This is a genomic window from Nonomuraea sp. PA05 (assembly GCF_008086045.1).
Taxonomy (GTDB): Bacteria; Actinomycetota; Actinomycetes; order Streptosporangiales; family Streptosporangiaceae; genus Nonomuraea; species Nonomuraea monospora.
This window is the reverse complement of sequence record NZ_VSEY01000010.1, coordinates 140,404-153,113: the sequence shown is the minus strand read 5'-3', so window position 1 is coordinate 153,113 and position 12,710 is coordinate 140,404. Positions and strand designations below refer to the sequence as shown.

Here is a 12,710-nt window from a genome sequence, read left to right as displayed (position 1 = left end):
TTGAGGGCGGGGGCGAGCAGCGGCGGCCGCCCGAGAGTATCGACCAGACATGTCACACCAGGTGCAAGTAAGACACCCTGCGCCTGCCGGCCTGCCGGCCTGCCGACCGTACGGCAGGCCGGCGTCTCGGCACACGGTCCCGGCGTCCGCTGCGTGAGGTGTGCGGCTCCGCAGTCGGCTGAGCCAACCTCGTGGTGCGCGAAGCTGTCCAGACGATCCGTAGCGTCCGTGGCGGCGGACGACCTTTTCGTTTGTAGGTGACATTGCAGCACGTCAGCAGGTACGCAGCATGTTGAGCAGGGCCGTGCGCTCGTCGCGGGTCACGAAGAGCCGGTAGTGGTGCTTCACCGTGATCCACGAGGTCGCGTACCTGCACCAGTGGGCGCGGCGCTGCGGGCGCCAGCTCTGCGGCCCCTGACCGCCCTTGGCGATGTTGGCCGAGTGGCTGACCGTGATCAGCTCGGGTCGCCTGAGGTCGTGGGCGAACGCGCGGCGCTTGGCCGGGCTCCAGCGCCTGGCGCCGGAACGCCACGCGTACGACAGGGGCACCACGTGATCGACGTCCACCTGCTTCTCGCTCTTCAGCACCTTTCCGTCGTACGGGCTGTACCAGGTGCCCTTGACCGGGTGGCAGGAGGCGTTCTTGCGCACCCGGCGGCCGTCGCGGGCCAGGACCGACTCGCGGATGCTGCACTTGCCCTTGCGGCGTCCGTCCAGGGGCTGGAAGCGCTTGCGGCTGTAGCCGCGCAGCGACAGGGCCCTGGCGACCTTGAGGCCGGCCAGCATGCGGCGGGCCGGCGCCGCTGAGTCGGCCTGTGCGCCCGTGCGCCGCTCGGCTCGTGCTGCGGCCTGTACGCCTGTGCGCTGCTCGGCTCGTGCGCCTGTACGTTGCCCAGCCTGTGCGTTCGTGCGTTGCCCAGCCTGTGCGTTCGTGCGTTGTGCGGCCTGTGTGCCGGTGCGTTGTGCGGCGGCGGCGGGTGGGACGGCGGGGAGCGGGAGGAGCACGGACACGAGCACGGCGAGGCACGCCGCCCGCCGCGGGGAGATCACGGTACGACCCATGCTCAAGGCGTCCCCAGATGCGGCGGCGATATTCAGGTGATGTGGCCGACAAATGCCGCATTTTCCCGCGTAGACACCGGCGTGAATTGATTTCTGGCGCCGTCCTTTCTGTGAAATCCTGAAGAGGTGCGAGCCGGGGGAAGGGGCAGCGAAATGGCGGGCGACAGCGCGATCCAGGAGCAGCGGAAATCCGGAAACGGCCAGAAAGGGCGCGGCGGCGCCGTCCGCGCCACGATCGGGGCCGTCCTCGCGGCCGTGCTCGGCCTGGTCAGCAGTTTCGGGCTGGCCGGCCTCGGCCTCGACGCCTACGGGCCGGCCCTGACCTGGGTCATCATCGGCTGGACACTGCTCGGCATGGTGATCGTCGGCCTCTGGCCCGTCCTGACGGGCATCGAGCGCACCAGACCCCGCGTCGGCCTGGCCTGCGGCGCCTTCGCGGCGCTGACCGCGCTGTCCGTCTGGTCCGTGGCGCTCGGCAGGCCGGGCGACGGCATCGACCCCATCGCCCAGGGCTGCCGATATCTGCACGGCACCCATCAAACATCCGCCAGCTCCGATATCGCCCGCAGCTGGGGCATCATTGGGAATTTCACCCTCGTGCACAATCCGCATCCACAATGCGGGGTGGTCTGGGCGCAATTCCTGACCCCGAAAGGCGACGACCTGAAACGGCCGCCATTCCGTGACATGCGCATCGCGTCCATCTCCCTCGACATCGTGCGCAGGGATCCGGCGGGGCGGCAGACGCGGACGTGGAACTACGACACCGCCCCGCCGAGTGAGGTGGACAACCGCGACATCTGGACGCCCGCGCTGCGGCTGGAGGACGGGGTTTACGAGGCGAACCTCGGCATCCTGTTCGCCGGCGGGGAGCCCGCGAACGTCCACCTCACCTGGGACACCGACAAGCCGTCGATCATCGGCCCACGCGACGGCTGACCGGCGGCCCGGAACTCCTACGACGTCGTACGTCAAGAGGCAACGTCGTGGTGCCCGCAGCGATCAGACTTGCAGGGTGATGAAACACCGTAGAATCATCAAGCGTTGCCTGGAAGATCGCGTGGTGACGCGCGGCCGAGGTGGTAGTGCCGGCTTCATCACTTTCACCCAGTGCGGCGCAGGTGTAACAATTGCAGCACGTGCTTACTCAGTTCGACGCTCGCTGAGGGGAGACGATGGTCGCTGTTTCGGGGTTACCTGAATTCTGGAAGGAGTTCAGTTCTCTCGGGCAGGAAGTCGACTACTTTGTGACTGCCCGGCTGTTCGACGGTACACCCGCGGTGTGGCCTCAAGAACTCGACTACATCAGATGGCGACATCTGGTTGCAGCCGAGCTGGGCGTGGACCCGATGGCCGTCCAGTTGGTCGGAAGTGCCCGTCTTGGTTACTCCATGAACCCGAGGAAGAATTTCAGAAGGTTCCACGAGGGTTCGGACTTGGATATCGCGGTAATCTCATCGGAGCTGTTCGAGAAGGCCTGGGGCGAGCTCCGGGAGATGATCGAGGATGAATTCTTCTCCCGAAACAAGAGCTACCTGCGCAAGCTGGTTTTCGAGGAGTGTATCGCTCTCGACATCGTACTGCCGCGGCTGTCCTTCGGCGAGCAGTGGTCGCGGTCCAGAGATCTCTTCATCCAGGATCTCGGGAGCGCCTTCAGGAACTGCGAGGTCAATTACCGGCTGTACCGCAACCATGCATCGCTCAGAAGCTATCAGGTGAAGAGCGTCAACATTGCGCGCGACCGCGCGATCGAGGAGGGCATACACCATGGCTGATCACGGACTCAAGTTCGAGATCGAGTCGAAAACGGTGGCAGAGTTCCGGTCGTTGGACAAGTCCGGCGAGCTGATCCTCCAGCCTGAGTACCAGCGCAAGGCCGTCTGGCCTGAACGCGCCAAGGTGTCCTTGATGGAGACCATACTTCTCGGGTATCCAATCCCGGAAATCTATCTGGCGTATGAGACTTCACCGGAAGGGGAGCAGAAGGCATCCGTTGTCGATGGGCAGCAGCGCCTCACCTCCTTGCTCGAGTTCATCCAGAACAAGTATCCGCTGGACGGGTTGGAGGACGACAAGCTACGCGAGAAGTTTGAGGGTAACTTCTTCAAGGAGTTGCCCGACGATGTACGTCAGGAATTCTTCCAGTATCGTTTCCCGATCCGGCGCCTGTCCAATCTCGCCGACGAGTTCGTGCGTGCAGTTTTCGCGCGCGTCAACAGGGTCAACATGGTGCTGACAGAACAAGAACTCCGAAATGCCTTGCTGCCGGGGCCGTTCAACGACTTCCTCAAAGACTGTGTGGCTCACCCGTTGAGCGATCTATCCGGCGTCTTCAGCGGTGAACGACGTAAGCGAGGCGGTGACCTGGAGTTCTATGCCGAGGTTTTTGGCACCTGTATATTCGGGCTGTCCAACAAAAAGACCGAGCTCAACGAGCGCTACGACAAGATCTCCGCAGATTTCGAGGAATATCAGGACCGTGCGGCAGAATTCCTCAAACTGCTGACGGTTCTCAGCAGCACCCTTAGATGGGTTGGCCGGACGAGATGGTCGAATATCGTCGACATGTTCACGCTGCTACATGTCTCTTGGGAACTGCGCGATAGGCTGAACGGCGCCATCCTGACCCAGGCCGTTTCGGTCCGGGACCTTCTGGACCTGTTTCAGCGCGCCGTCTCGGCAAGGAAGCGTAGTGGCGAGAACAGAGAAGCGGCTGATCTTCTGGCATCACTCGCAGCCATGGTCAACATGACGGCGAAGGAAGTTGAGAGAATCGTTGATGAGTATACGTCGGGCATCCGGAACTCGTCCGACCTGGGCTCACGGCGAGTTCGTTCTCAGCAACTGACATTGCTTCTTTCGGCGAAGCTCTAGCGTCCCGCCTTCGGCTGCGTACCCGGGCTGCACCTGGTGTGCGGCTTTCGTGCGCGCAGCATGCTGACGGCTGGACGTCCATCAAGCCAGAAGGAAGGGCAAGCGAGGCTCATCGGCTACTTGGCCAAGTGGCGGCTGATCACCAAGCGCTGGATCTGGTTGGTGCCCTCGAAGATCTGCATGATCTTCGCCTCTCGCATATACCGCTCCACCCGAAACTCCCGCGTATACCCATACCCTCCCAAAACCTGCACAGCATCCGTAGTGACCTTCATGGCCGCATCAGTAGCCACCAGCTTCGCCACACTCGCCTGCCGGCTGTAAGGCAGCCCAGCGTCCCGCCGCCGGGCCGCATCAAGGTAAGTGGCCCGAGCGCTGTCCACGGCAGCCGCCATATCGGCGAGCAGGAAACCCAGCCCCTGGTGGTCGATGATGGCCTTTCCGAACGTCTGGCGTTCCTTCGCGTAGGCGACGGCCTCGTCCAGGGCCGCCTGGGCGAGGCCGGTGGCGCAGGCGGCGATGCCGAGGCGGCCGGAGTCGAGGGCGCTGAAGGCGATCTGCAGTCCCTGGCCCTCTTCGCCGATGAGCCGGTCGGCGGGCAGGATCGCGCCGTCCCAGTGGGCGCTGGTGGTGGGTACGGCGTGCAGGCCCATCTTCTCCTCGGGGCGGCCGAACGTGAGGCCGTCGGCTGAGCCCGGCGCGAGGAAGCAGGAGATACCGCGGGAGCCGGTGCCGGTGCGGGCGAAGAGGGCGTAGAAGTCGGCGATGCCGCCGTGGGTGATCCAGGCCTTGTTTCCGGTGATGCGGTAGCCGGTTTCGACGCGTTCGGCCTTGCAGGTCAGGGCGCCGGCGTCCGAGCCGGCCTGGGGCTCCGAGAGGCTGTAGCCGCCGATGAGGTGGCCGGCCAGCATGTCCGGGAGCCACTTGGCGCGCTGCTCCTGGGTGCCGTACGCGAAGACGGGGAAGCAGGCGAGGGTGTGGACGCTGGTCGCCACCGCGACGGACGCCCAGCGCATCGCCAGCTCCTCCAGCACCTGGAGGTAGACCTCGTACGGCTGCGCGCCGCCGCCGTACTCCTCCGGGTAGGCGAGGCCGAGCAGGCCCGCCGCCCCGAGGGTGGTGAAGAGCCCGTCGGGGTAGGTTTCGGCGCGCTCGTGCTCGTCCACCCGGCGCGCCAGTTCCTTGTCCGCGATCTCCCTGGTCAGCTCGATGAGGTCCTTGGCGTCCTGGTCGGGGAGCAGGCGGTCGACTGTCACGGTCACTCCTGTTGGACAAGTTGTCGGAGGTCTGTAGGAGGAGGTCGGTGGGAGGAGGTCGGTGGGAGGAGGTCGGTAAGGAAGAGGTCTGTGGGAGGGGGCCGGTGGGAGGGGGGTGTCAGAGGTTGTCCAAGGCCTTTGCGGCGCGTTCGCGGAAATCGGCGACCCGGGCGAGCTTGATGTCCTCGTACCCGCGGATCAGGTCCGGCAGGCCCGCGAGTTCCTCGACGGTGGCGGCGTTCGAAGGGGTGAGGCGGTCGAGGGCGGTGCGGACCAGGTCGCGGTACTCGGGGATCAGCTCGCGTTCGACCCGGCGCACGCCGGCGCGGCCGAACAGGTCGAACGCGGTGCCGCGCAGCACGCGGGCCGCGCGCAGGCCGCGGAACAGCACGCCGGCCGAGCGGCGTACCTTGATCTTGCGCTTCATGCCCATCGCGCGCAGCACCGGCGGGTGGAGCAGCACGGACACGACCGCGTCCGCGCCGAACTCGTGCTCGCGGCGCGCCTGCTCCGCCGGGTCGAGGTGCAGGCGGGCGACCTCGTACTCGTCCTTGTAGGCCATCAGTTTGTGCAGGCCGCGCGCGTAGGCGAGGGTGATCGCGGCGCCCGCCGCCTCACCGGCCCGCTCGGTGGCCAGCGTGCGCACCTGGCGGACGTCGTCGGCGTACGTGCGGGCGTAGGCGGCGTTCTGGTAGCCGGTCAGGTCGGCGACGCGGGTGGCGATCACGTCGTCGAGCCCCTGCGGCTGCGAGGCGGCGGCCTCTCCCAGGAGCGCCTGGCGTACGGCGTCCGGGTGGGAGACGGCGGCGCGGCCCCAGCGGAAGGCGGCCAGGTTCTGCTCGACGGCGGCCCTGTTGAGGGTGATGGCCTGCTCGATCGCGGACGCGCTGACGGGCAGGCAGCCGCGCTGGTAGGCGGCGCCGAGGAGCAGGAGGTTGGCGGGCATGTGGTCGCCGAAGAGCGATTCGGACAGGGCGTGCGCGTCCACGCAGACCTGGTCGCGGGTGGCCGTCTCCACGCGGGACACCGCGGCGGAGTGGCCTGGCACCGGCGTGCGGCCGGTGACCATGGCGGCGGTGGGGACCAGGGAGGTGTTGAGCACGGCGACTGTGCGTGAAGGGGAGGCCACGTCGAGGGTGGCGTCGGCCGCCGCCCCCAGTACGTCGAAGCCGATGAGCACGTCGACGCTGCCTCGCGAGGCGCGGATGGAGCCGGTCGGCGCCTGCTTGCCGATTCGGACGTCGCTGACGACGGGGCCGCCCTTCTGCGCGAGCCCGGTCTGCTCCAGGCCCGCCGCGTGCAGGCCGTCGAGGTGGGCCGCCATCTGGAGGATCTGCGAGACGGTGACGACGCCGGTGCCGCCGATGCCGGGCATCCGGATCAGCACCTCGTCGCGGTGGGCGGTGACCGGCTCGGGCGGCTGCACGGGCAACGGCGGCGGCGTCATGCGCGAAGGCCCAACGCGGGTGCCGGACGCGGCGTGGGTGCCGGACGCGATGCGGGTGCCGGACGCGATGCGGAGGCCGGACGCGACGTGGGTGCCGGACGCGACGCGGGTGCCGGGTTCCACGAGGAGGAAGGACGGGCAGTCGCCCTTCAGGCAGCTCTCGTCGGAGTTGCAGGAGGCCTGGTGGATGCGGGTCTTGCGGCCGTACTCCGTCTCGACGGGCTGCACGGACAGGCACGTGGAGACGTCCCCGCAGTCGCCGCAACCCTCGCAGACGCGCTCGTTGATCACGACCTTACGGGTGGGCGTGGGCAGCTTGCCGCGTTTGCGGAGCCTGCGTTCCTCGGCGGCGCAGCGGTCGTCGTGGATCAGGACGGTCACACCACCGGCTGCCGCCAGCTCCTTCTCCACCTCGGCCAGATCGTCGCGGTGGCGGACGGAGGCGATGCCCGCCAGCCGCACCCCGCGGTACGTCCCGGGCTCAGGGGTGGTGATCACGATTCTGCGCACGCCCTCGACGGCCAGCTCGTGCGTGAGCGCGGGCACGTCGAGGCGGCCTTCCGCGCGCTGGCCGCCCGTCATGGCGACGGCGTCGTTGTAGAGCAGCTTGTACGTCATCGGCACCCCCGCCGCGACGGCGGCCCTGATCGCCAGGGAGCCGGAGTGGTGGAAGGTGCCGTCGCCCAGGTTCTGCACGAAGTGCCGGTCCTCGGTGAACGGGGACAGCCCGATCCACTGGGCGCCCTCGCCGCCCATCTGGGTGATGCCGACCTGGGTGCCGCGCCCGTGGCCGTCCAGCGCGATCATGGCGTGGCAGCCGATGCCCACGCCGACCAGCGTGTCGTCGGCGGTGCGGGTGGAGGTGTTGTGCGGGCAGCCGGAGCAGAAGTACGGGGTGCGCGCCGCCACCACCGGCAGCAGGCCGCGCCGCCTGGGCTTGCGGGGCGCTTCGACGCCCAGGCAGGTGGCGATGGCCGTGGCCACGTCCTCGGCGCTGAGGGTGCTGCGCGCCGTGAGCAGCTCGCGGCCCACGACGGACGGGGTGCGCTCACCGCCGTACAGCGCCTGCTTGAGATGGCCCTCCAGGAACGGCACCTTGTCCTCGACGACCAGCACCTTGTCCAGGCCGGCGGTCATCGCCGCCAGCTCGTCGGCGGCGATGGGGAACGGCATGCCGAGCCGGATCAGCCGCAGCCCGGCCTCCTCGGCGTCCAGGCCGAGGTCTTCCAGCGCCCGCTCGACCACCGCGTACGTCGCGCCGGAGGCGAGCACCCCCAGGGTCGTGTTGCCCGCGCCCGCCATGACCCGGTTCAGCCGGTGCGTGCGCGCGTACTCGCGGGCCAGGTCGAGGCGGCGGGTGAGCATGTCGTGCTCGGCGTCCAGGGCGGCCGGGCCGAGCAGGATGGGCGCCGGTCCCCTGGAGCCGCCGGGCGGAGCCGGGACGTCCGCCCGCAACGGGGCCAGGTCCACGGTGGTGGAGGCGTCGGCGATGTCCGCGACGATCTTCAGCCCCACCCACAGGCCGCTCATCCGCGACATGGCCACCGCGTGCAGCCCGAACTCGATGATCTCCGCCACCGTGCCCGGCGCCAGCAGCGGCATGGACAGGCTCTGGCACATCGGCTCGCACGAGCTCGGCAGCGTGGAGGACTTGCAGCCCGGGTCGTCGCCGATCCAGGCCACCGCGCCGCCCAGCGGGGCCGTCCCCGCCACGTTCGCGTGCCTGATGGCGTCGGCGGCCCGGTCGAGACCGGGGTTCTTGCCGTACCAGAAGCCGGTCACGCCGTCGTGCCGGCGGCCAGGCACCTGCTCCAGGAGCTGCGTCCCGGCCACCGCCGTGGCCGCCAGCTCCTCGTTCAGGCCGGCCTGGAACACCACGCCCGCCTCGTCCAGGAACCGCTTGGCCCGGCCCATCTCCAGGTCCACGCCCGCCAGCGGCGAGCCCTGGTAACCGGTGACGTACGCGCGCGTGTCCAGGCCGCGCGCCTCGTCCAGGCGGCGCTGTTCCAGCGTCAGCCGGACCAGGGCCTGGATGCCGGAGATGAGCACCCGGCCGTCGAGCGCGGTGTACTTGTCGTCGAGCGACACGGGGGCGGGAGTCTCGCTCACGCTCACGCGGACCTCCTGGGTGTCGTACGTGCTCGCTTGGTGATTCCCAGCACAGCAACGCGGGCATGACATGCGCAAGTATTAGATGAGAAAGTGGGCTGAAGACGCAAACAATATGAGTTCATGGGCTTCGTGGATGATGTTATTTGCGCCTGAAGGAGGCGTTCTCCGTGCCTGAGCTGGACGAGATCGATCACCGGGTGCTCCGGCTCCTGCGGGAGGACGGGCGCCGGACGTTCTCCGAGATGGCCGAATGTATCGGGCTGTCCGTGGCGGCGGTCAAGCGGCGGGTGGACCGGCTCAAGGAGCTGGGGGTGATCACCGGGTTCACCGTGCAGATCGACTACGCCAAGCTGGGGTGGGGCATCGAGGCCTTCACCGAGCTGCGGTACCCGGGCACGACGCCGGTCACCGAGATCATCCGTACCGCGATGGATGTGCCCGAGGTGCAGGCGGTGTTCACGATCGCGGGGGATCCGGACGCGCTGATCCACGTGCGGGTGCGGGATCTCGGCCATCTGCAGCAGGTCATCGACCGGTTGCGGCGGGCCGGGGACGTCACGGGCACCAAGACGTTGCTCGTGCTGGGGTCGTGGACCAGGGACTCGCCTGTGCCGTGACGGGCGGCGAGGGACGCGTCGGCGCCGGTGCTGGGGCGGGTGCGTCAGCTTTCCGGCCCGGGCTCGTCGCGGCGGGAGAAGTAGCGTACGAGCAGGCCGATCGCCAGCAGCACCGCCACGCCCAGCCCGAGCATCCAGAAGGACGCGCCGGTCAGGGGCAGCTCGGGGCCGGCGTGGTGCGCGGGCGGCGGCACGTCGTCGCGGTCGGCGGCGGCCTTGCCGGTGGCCTCGCTGATGGCGGCAGGGGCGGGATCCGGGGGCGGCGGGACGTCGATCGGGACGTCGTGCGCCTTCTTGCCCGGCTCGTTCTTCCTGGGGCTGCCGGAGGGGGACGGGGCGGGCTCGACCAGCGTGTCGGCGCAGGAGCGGTTGTCGGTGGTGCGCTGCTCGCGGTCGGCGGTGCTGACGGTGGCGCAGTTCTCGATCACGCCGGTGGTGCTGGGGGTGACCGTGAACGTGAGCGTCCTGCTCTCGTTCGGGGGGAGCTGGCCGATGGGGCAGGAGAGCGTGGAGCCGCCTCCCGGGCACTCGGCGGGGCGGGCGGCGATCGTCGCCTGGGTGGGGTCCCGCAGCGTGACGTCCGTCGCCTGCGAGGGGCCGTGGTTGGTGACCGTCAGGGTGTAGGTGATCGTGCCGTCCTGGGTGGTGGACGGCGGGGCCGTCTTGCGGAGCTCGACGTCCGCCCTGGTCACGGCCTCGGTGGTGAGCTGGGTCTCGTCGTCGGGGGTGCCGGGGGAGGTGACGTGGGCGCGGGTGGTGAGGGGGGTGCCGTCCCTGAGGGCGGGGTCGGTGGTGATGGGCAGTTCGTACGTGGTGCTCCGGCCCTGGCGGATCGTCAGGCCGGGGCCGCCGCAGGTGACGGTGCGGCCGGTGAGGGAGCAGCCGGAGGGGAGGGGACCGGGGGTCAGGTTGTGGTCCAGGATCGCGGCGAGGATGACGTCGTTGGCGGGCTGGTCGCCGGTGTTCGTGATGGTGAGGGTGTAGGCGGAGCGGGTGCCGGCGATCAGGGGGGCGGGGGCGATGCCGCCGGTGACGTGCAGGCTGGGGCCGAGGGGGGACGGGGACGCGACGGGGTCCTCGGGCAGGGGCGGAGCGGGGTAGGGGCCCGGCGGCGGGGCGTCCGGGCCCGGCTGGGGCGAGGTGAGGGGCGCGGTGGTGGAGGGGTCCGTGCCGGTGATCGCGGGGGCGGGGGCGGGGGCGTGGTCGGAGGCCGCCGCCGGTGCGGCCCGGCCGCCGCCGGTCGGCGCGACCAGTGCGATGAGTGCGATGAGCGCCGCGATCCCGGGCCTGCCGCCCATGTCCTACCCCCGCCTGGTGCCGTCCGTGCCTGCTCGACCCGACGGCCAGCCTCCTACCTCCCGCCGGGCCCGCGTGGCCGGTCCGACCGCAACCATGCGCCGCCATGGCGGAGTCTTTGCCCAGGGGGCCGTGCGATTCAGGCGGCGGCGACCCACTCGTCCACCAGCGCGCAGAGCTGATCCAGTGCGGCCTCCACCCGCTCGCGATCCCCGGTGGTCAGAAAGTCGATCTGCAACCCCGTGTAAGCCGAGTTGGCCAGCGTGGAGATGCGCAGGGCGTCGGCCTCGGTGACGCCCCGCTCCCGCAGCAGCCCCGCCACGAACTCCGACCGGTCCGCCAGCAGCCTGGGCACGTGCCCGGCCAGCTTGCCCGCCGCGGCGAGCCCTTCGATCTCGTGGATCAGGCGGGCGACCGGCAGGTTCTCCTCCTGCGTCTGCCAGTCCCAGGTGCGCCGGATGATCGTGCCCACGCTGTCGGCGCCCGACCAGCCCGGCAGCGAGCGCAGCCAGGACCGGTGCCGCTCGTCCAGGCGCTCCATGGTGGCCGACAGCAGGGCCTCCTTGTCGGCGAAGTGGTGGGTGAGCACCCGCGTGGACTTGCCCAGGTGCTGGGCCAGCGGGCGCATCGACAACGTCGAGAGGCCGTGGCCGGCCAGGTAGTCGACGATCTGGTCGAGCAGCTCCGCGCGGCGGTGCGGGTCGGCGGTCCTGGCCATCGCTCAATTCCTTCGACGTCGAGGTGACAACTGTTACCCTAATGGGGAAACACTTGTTACCTTTATCGAGGGGATCCCCATGCCTGTCGCCGTACGGCAGCGCGCCCGGCTGCCCGCCTGGCTGCTCGCCCTGGTGTTCACCACCTTCGCCTTCGCCACGGACGACTACGTGATCGCCGGGGTGCTGCCCGCCATCTCGGCGGACCTCGGGGTCAGCCAGGCGGCGGGAGGCCAGCTCGTCACCGCCTTCTCGCTCGCGTTCGCGCTGGCCGCGCCCGTCGCCTCCGTGGTGACCGCCACCTGGCCGCGGCGCGGGCTGATCACCGGCGCGCTGGCGCTGTTCGTCGTGGCCAACTGGGCGGCGGCGTTCACCACCTCGTACGCGCTGCTCATGGGCTTGCGGGTGCTGGCCGCGGTCGCCGCGGCGGCCGTCGTGCCCGCCGCGTACGCCATCGCCGCCACCCTCGCCCCCGACGGCCGTCAGGGCCGCTACCTGGCGCTCGTCATGGGCGGGCTGACCGGGTCGCTCGCGCTCGGCGTGCCCATCGGCACCTGGGTGGGCGGTGCGTTCGGCTGGCAGGCCACGTTCGTGGCCGGCGGGGCGCTGGGGCTGGTCGCACTGGTGGCGATCAGGGCGACGCTGCCCGAGACGCCGCCGGTTCCCGCCATGCCGATCCGCGACCGGCTGGCGCCGCTGGCCCGGCCGCAGGTGCTGCTCGGGCTGCTGGGGATCGTGGCGATCGTGCTGGGCAGCATGATGGTGCTGACCTACCTCGCGCCGTTCCTGCACGACCTGGCGGGGGCGGGGCCGGGCGAGCTGGGGTGGGTGTTCGTGCTGGCCGGGGTCGCGGGGTTCGCGGGCGGGCAGCTGGGCGGGCGGGCCGCCGACCGGTGGGGGGCCGATCGGGCGCTGGTCGTCGGGGTGGCCGGGTTCGCGGGGGTGATGGCCGTCCTCAGCGTCTGCTGGTTGCTGGGGCCCGTGCCGCTGGTGGCGGTGCTGCCGCTGCTGGTCGTGTGGGCGGGGGTGTCGTGGTGGATCCCGCCGCCCGCGCAGACCCGCCTGCTCGCCCTCGCCGGGCCCGCGGGGCCGCAGGCGCTCGCGCTCAACAGCAGCGCCGTGTACGTCGGCGTGTCGGGCGGTGGGGCGGTCGGCGGGCTCGTGCTCGCGGGGCACGGGAGCGGGTGGCTGCCCGCCGTGGCCGCCGGCGTCGAGGTGGTCGCCCTCGCCCTCTTCTGGCTGGCCGGACGCCGGTTCCAGAGCGCGGGCACCAGCGCACCATGGCGCTGATTCCGCGTTCGACGAACAGCACTGGGGGTTTCGCCGGTGC

General features: G+C 69.9%; 10 protein-coding genes. 5 read left to right on the top strand and 5 right to left on the bottom strand.

Annotated features, from left to right (window positions below; all coding sequences use genetic code 11):
* Positions 1 to 273 precede the first annotated feature (273 nt).
* Entirely contained in the window at positions 274 to 1,062 is a 789-nt protein-coding gene (locus FXF51_RS17950; RefSeq protein ID WP_262379608.1) for an HNH endonuclease family protein, read from the bottom strand.
* A 153-nt stretch (positions 1,063 to 1,215) separates the two neighbouring features.
* Between FXF51_RS17950 and FXF51_RS17945 the strand changes: the two genes are divergently transcribed.
* The 3 genes from FXF51_RS17945 to FXF51_RS17935 all read left to right on the top strand — a co-directional run bounded on the left by FXF51_RS17945 (position 1,216) and on the right by FXF51_RS17935 (position 3,936).
* Positions 1,216 to 2,001 carry a hypothetical protein gene (locus FXF51_RS17945; protein WP_148435625.1) on the top strand — a complete coding sequence of 262 codons (786 nt, stop codon included), beginning with the start codon at positions 1,216 to 1,218 and terminating at the stop codon, positions 1,999 to 2,001.
* Between the two features lie 236 nt (positions 2,002 to 2,237).
* A complete protein-coding gene (locus tag FXF51_RS17940; RefSeq protein WP_148435624.1) occupies positions 2,238 to 2,837 on the top strand; it encodes a hypothetical protein in 600 nt (199 codons plus the stop codon).
* Positions 2,830 to 3,936 carry a DUF262 domain-containing protein gene (locus FXF51_RS17935; RefSeq protein WP_148435623.1) on the top strand — a complete coding sequence of 369 codons (1,107 nt, stop codon included), beginning with the start codon at positions 2,830 to 2,832 and terminating at the stop codon, positions 3,934 to 3,936. Before FXF51_RS17940 ends, FXF51_RS17935 begins: the two co-directional genes overlap by 8 nt.
* A gap of 116 nt (positions 3,937 to 4,052) precedes the next feature.
* Here the strand turns inward: FXF51_RS17935 and FXF51_RS17930 are convergent, their stop codons facing one another.
* Together FXF51_RS17930 and FXF51_RS17925 are read right to left on the bottom strand one after the other, a co-directional pair.
* Entirely contained in the window at positions 4,053 to 5,192 is a 1,140-nt protein-coding gene (locus FXF51_RS17930; RefSeq protein WP_148435622.1) for an acyl-CoA dehydrogenase family protein, read from the bottom strand.
* 118 nt (positions 5,193 to 5,310) lie between these two features.
* Complete coding sequence (locus FXF51_RS17925) at positions 5,311 to 8,754, bottom strand: indolepyruvate ferredoxin oxidoreductase family protein (protein ID WP_222871336.1); 3,444 nt, start codon at positions 8,752 to 8,754, stop codon at positions 5,311 to 5,313.
* Positions 8,755 to 8,918: 164 nt separating this feature from the next.
* On the opposite strand from FXF51_RS17925, the gene FXF51_RS17920 reads away from it, so the two are divergent.
* Positions 8,919 to 9,368, top strand: a complete 450-nt coding sequence (locus FXF51_RS17920) for an Lrp/AsnC family transcriptional regulator (protein WP_148435620.1) — start codon at positions 8,919 to 8,921, stop codon at positions 9,366 to 9,368.
* A 44-nt stretch (positions 9,369 to 9,412) separates the two neighbouring features.
* On the opposite strand, the gene FXF51_RS17915 is transcribed toward FXF51_RS17920, so the two are convergent.
* A complete protein-coding gene (locus FXF51_RS17915; RefSeq protein WP_148435619.1) occupies positions 9,413 to 10,666 on the bottom strand; it encodes a DUF11 domain-containing protein in 1,254 nt (417 codons plus the stop codon).
* 137 nt (positions 10,667 to 10,803) lie between these two features.
* Positions 10,804 to 11,382, bottom strand: a complete 579-nt coding sequence (locus FXF51_RS17910) for a TetR/AcrR family transcriptional regulator (RefSeq protein WP_148435618.1) — start codon at positions 11,380 to 11,382, stop codon at positions 10,804 to 10,806.
* 79 nt (positions 11,383 to 11,461) lie between these two features.
* On the opposite strand from FXF51_RS17910, the gene FXF51_RS17905 reads away from it, so the two are divergent.
* Positions 11,462 to 12,670, top strand: coding sequence for an MFS transporter (locus FXF51_RS17905; protein WP_148435617.1), 1,209 nt, complete (start codon positions 11,462 to 11,464; stop codon positions 12,668 to 12,670).
* Positions 12,671 to 12,710: the final 40 nt, after the last annotated feature.

Excerpts from the sequence above, each read along its gene's own strand:
- FXF51_RS17950 (WP_262379608.1), bottom strand. The coding sequence starts at position 1,062 with ATGGGTCGTACCGTGATCTCCCCGCGGCGGGCGGCGTGCCTCGCCGTG.
- FXF51_RS17945 (WP_148435625.1), top strand. The coding sequence starts at position 1,216 with ATGGCGGGCGACAGCGCGATCCAGGAGCAGCGGAAATCCGGAAACGGC.
- FXF51_RS17940 (WP_148435624.1), top strand. The coding sequence starts at position 2,238 with ATGGTCGCTGTTTCGGGGTTACCTGAATTCTGGAAGGAGTTCAGTTCT.
- FXF51_RS17935 (WP_148435623.1), top strand. The coding sequence starts at position 2,830 with ATGGCTGATCACGGACTCAAGTTCGAGATCGAGTCGAAAACGGTGGCA.
- FXF51_RS17915 (WP_148435619.1), bottom strand. The coding sequence starts at position 10,666 with ATGGGCGGCAGGCCCGGGATCGCGGCGCTCATCGCACTCATCGCACTG.
- FXF51_RS17910 (WP_148435618.1), bottom strand. The coding sequence starts at position 11,382 with ATGGCCAGGACCGCCGACCCGCACCGCCGCGCGGAGCTGCTCGACCAG.
- FXF51_RS17905 (WP_148435617.1), top strand. The coding sequence starts at position 11,462 with ATGCCTGTCGCCGTACGGCAGCGCGCCCGGCTGCCCGCCTGGCTGCTC.